This is a genomic window from Vibrio sp. 1641 (assembly GCF_033339995.1).
In the GTDB taxonomy this organism is placed as follows: Bacteria; Pseudomonadota; Gammaproteobacteria; order Enterobacterales; family Vibrionaceae; genus Vibrio; species Vibrio alginolyticus.
This window is the reverse complement of the sequence record NZ_JAWOVP010000298.1, coordinates 1-613: the sequence shown is the minus strand read 5'-3', so window position 1 is coordinate 613 and position 613 is coordinate 1. Positions and strand designations below refer to the sequence as shown.

Sequence of the window (613 nt, the reverse complement as noted above, 5' to 3'; positions counted from 1 at the left end):
CGAAGGCGAAAACCTACAAAGTGGGTGCGGCTGTTAACCTAGTGAAGTTGGTTATCTTGCAAAGCAACATGTCGGTATCGGAATCGGAAAAAGGGGATAGCCGCTGGGTTTATGTACCGAAAGATGAACTGGACCGTGTGATCAAAGATGGCCAAGGTGATGTGTACGGTTACGTAAACCAAAACACCAATATGTGTCGTCTGCGTTTTGATGTGGATGCGGCTAACAACTTGGTGATCCGCGATATTGCTAACCGCGGTATTTTGGTGAGCTTGGTAACGCAACAAGGTTTGGACATTGAGCTGTACCAAAAATGGTTGTCGCAAAGCGAAAAAGCCGTAAACCAACTGAGTGAAGCAGAGCACCACATGCGTAAAGTCAAAGCGAACTTTCATGATGCACTGCCACACAGTTTTGTGGATCCTGAATTACCACGTCTTATGGAGTCGAGTCTGCAACAGGTGAGCCAACGACTTGAGTCTATCCAAGGTGAAAGCGAGAAGATCATTCAACGCTTTAAAAACTTACATCAGTTTTTCTCTTAAGGAGACGACATGTTAGGTGCAGACGGACTCAACTTGGCGCTGATGGTGGCGGATTCAGGCATCATCGA

1 protein-coding gene is annotated in these 613 nt (G+C 46.5%); it reads left to right on the top strand.

Going from position 1 to position 613, the window contains the following annotated elements:
• Positions 1–545, top strand: a 545-nt coding sequence (locus R7Z47_RS25630; RefSeq protein ID WP_318130865.1) for an ATPase RavA domain-containing protein, incomplete at its 5' end; no start/stop codon positions are given.
• Between the last annotated feature and the right edge of the window lie 68 nt (positions 546–613).